General features: G+C 47.1%; 2 protein-coding genes. Both read left to right on the forward strand.

The features are described 5' to 3' along the window. The first annotated feature begins 56 nt into the window (after nucleotides 1–56). Nucleotides 57–1,100 (forward strand): aldose epimerase family protein, encoded by a 1,044-nt coding sequence (locus tag WS42_RS14475; RefSeq protein ID WP_087381292.1) that lies wholly within the window; start codon nucleotides 57–59, stop codon nucleotides 1,098–1,100. Nucleotides 1,101–1,464: 364 nt separating this feature from the next. Further along, the coding region (locus WS42_RS14480) for a sialate O-acetylesterase (protein ID WP_286728730.1) at nucleotides 1,465–2,623 on the forward strand (1,159 nt) is incomplete at its 3' end.

Below are 2,623 nucleotides of genomic sequence, written 5' to 3' on the forward strand. Positions count from 1 at the left end.
ACCAAGGGGCCCATATCCATCGAAAAATGTGTGAATAAATAATAGGAGTCGGAATTATGATAGAATCGAGACAGGTGACCGTCGCCGGGGTAAATGCCCCGGTAACGGTTTTTAAGGTAATCAATACACAAGGATATTATACGGAACTCTGTAATTACGGGGCTTCCGTTTTGTCGATTATAGTGCCTGACCGCCAGGGAAAGGCCGATGATGTCCTGTTGGGGTATCCGGAATTATCCGATCATATCCAGGACGGGCCCTATTTGGGTAAAACCCTGGGGCGGTTTGCAGGGCGCATAGCCAAGGGAAAATTTACCTTGAACGGGCAGTCCTATCAGCTGGATATCAACAACGGACCTAATCACCTGCATGGGGGAGCCCAAGGACTTTCTTTCCGCCTGTGGGAATACCGGCAATGCAGTGAAAACAGTCTCCGTTTTACGACCACCGCCCAGCACCTGGAAGACGGCTATCCCGGCGATTGCGCTATCAGCGTCGAATACACCTGGACAGAAGACAACACACTAATTATCGATTATCATGGAACTCCGACAGCGGACTCCATCCTGAACCTCAGTAATCACAGTTACTTCAATCTTGCCGGTACACCGACGATTCTGGGACATCAGCTACGAATTCATGCCAACGAATATCTTCCATTAAATGCCGATAGTATTCCGGAATTTCCGGCCCGGTCAGTTTCCGACAGTCCGATGGATTTCAGAGTATTCACCCCCATCGGTACAAAAATGAACGGTCTTCATCCTCAACTGGCTATCGATCGGGGATACAATCACTGCTGGCTCGTCGATCCCGCCGCACAAAGCGAAACGATCCCTGCCGTCGAATTAGCCTGTCCGGAAAATGGAAGATTGCTTCAAATCTTCTCGGACTACCCGGGAGCTGTCGTCTATTGTGGAAACTATTTCGACGGCCGGCAAATGGATAAAAATCAGCACCCGCTTAACGCTTATGCCGGAATTGCCATCGAAATGCAATATTATCCGAACAGTCCGAACATGCCGGGAGTTCCCTCTTGTATCGTCCATAAAGGCGAAACCTCCCACCATCGGATCAGGTATGGGTTTAAGAGTTGCTGAGTTTTAGAGTTGCTGAGTTTTAGAGTTGCTGAGTTTAAAGAGTTATAGAGTTAAGAAGTTATTAAGTTATTAAGTTGTTTAGATTATTATGTGCATTTTAAAGTTACAAAACAGAAGGATAGAATCGGTAAGGTCTGTATCGATGACCGGTTTATCTTCAAATGCATATACCAACCTAACCCTTAATAACTCCCTAATCCAACAATTCTATACCCCGGTTCTCCTCTATAACTCAACAGCTCAGCACCCCAGTAACTCAATAATTATACAACTCTTTAACTCAGCAACTCTTTTAACTCAACAACTCAGCAACTCTTTTAACTCAGCAACTTAGCAACTCTTTTAACTCAACAACTCACTAAATATGATGAAAAACTACCTTTGTAAAACAGCTTTCACCTTCCTTCTCTGTCTGGGAAGTGTATGGTCGTATGCAAAACCGGTTTTATCCGCTTTGTTTTCCGACAACATGGTATTACAACAGAACACCCAGGCTCCGATCTGGGGAGAAGCCACACCGGGGAAACAAGTCAAAATCACCCCCTCGTGGAGTAAAGAAACCATTTCCGTCACAGCCGATGAAACCGGCAAATGGAAAACCAGTCTCCCGACTCCTGCTGCCGGAGGACCCTATACCATCACGATTTCCGATGGGAAAAAAATCCAGCTTTCCAATGTGATGATCGGAGAAGTATGGATCTGTTCGGGACAATCGAACATGGAAATGCCGTTAGCCGGCTGGGGAAAAGTACTCCATTACGAACAGGAAATTGCAGCAGCCGACCATCCGGATATCCGGTTATTCCAAATCAAAAAAACAACTTCGCTTACGCCCTCCGAGGAAGTACAATCTACTATGGACGGTTGGCAGCCTTGTGCCCCTGAAACGGTAGAGAATTTTTCTTCTGTGGCCTATTTTTATGCCCGGGAGTTGAACCGGGAACTGGGCGTGCCGGTAGGTGTGATCGACGTCACCTGGGGAGGTACCGTCGCAGAAGCCTGGACCAGCGAAGAAACCTTGAAACACATGCCTGATTTCGAAGATATGCTGACTATATTGAATATAGCCCAAACCGACAAAACAGCAGCAGAACAAAAGTACCAGGCAACCCGGCAAAACTGGGAACAAGAAATGAATGCTTTAGACGAAGGTTTGGAAGGCCAGACAGCCCGTTGGGCCAACCCGGAATTAAATACCGAAACCTGGAAAAATACCCGGGTGCCTGCCTATATCGAACAATCGATCACTCCGGATTTGGATGGGGTAATCTGGTTCAGAAAAGAAATCGATCTTCCCAAAACCTGGTTAAACGAAGACCTGAAGATCACCCTCGGACCGGTCGATGACGAAGATATTTGCTATTTCAACGGTGTCCCCGTCGGCCAAACCCATGGCTACAATGTCGAACGGCATTATACCGTTCCTAAAAACCTCCTCCGGGAGGGCCCGAATGTACTGACCGTACGGGTAAACGATACCGGCGGTGAAGGAGGTATCTATGGAAAAGCAGACCTTTTGACCG

It is taken from the genome of Odoribacter sp. N54.MGS-14, from assembly GCF_000980295.1.
Taxonomy (GTDB): Bacteria; Bacteroidota; Bacteroidia; order Bacteroidales; family Marinifilaceae; genus Odoribacter; species Odoribacter splanchnicus.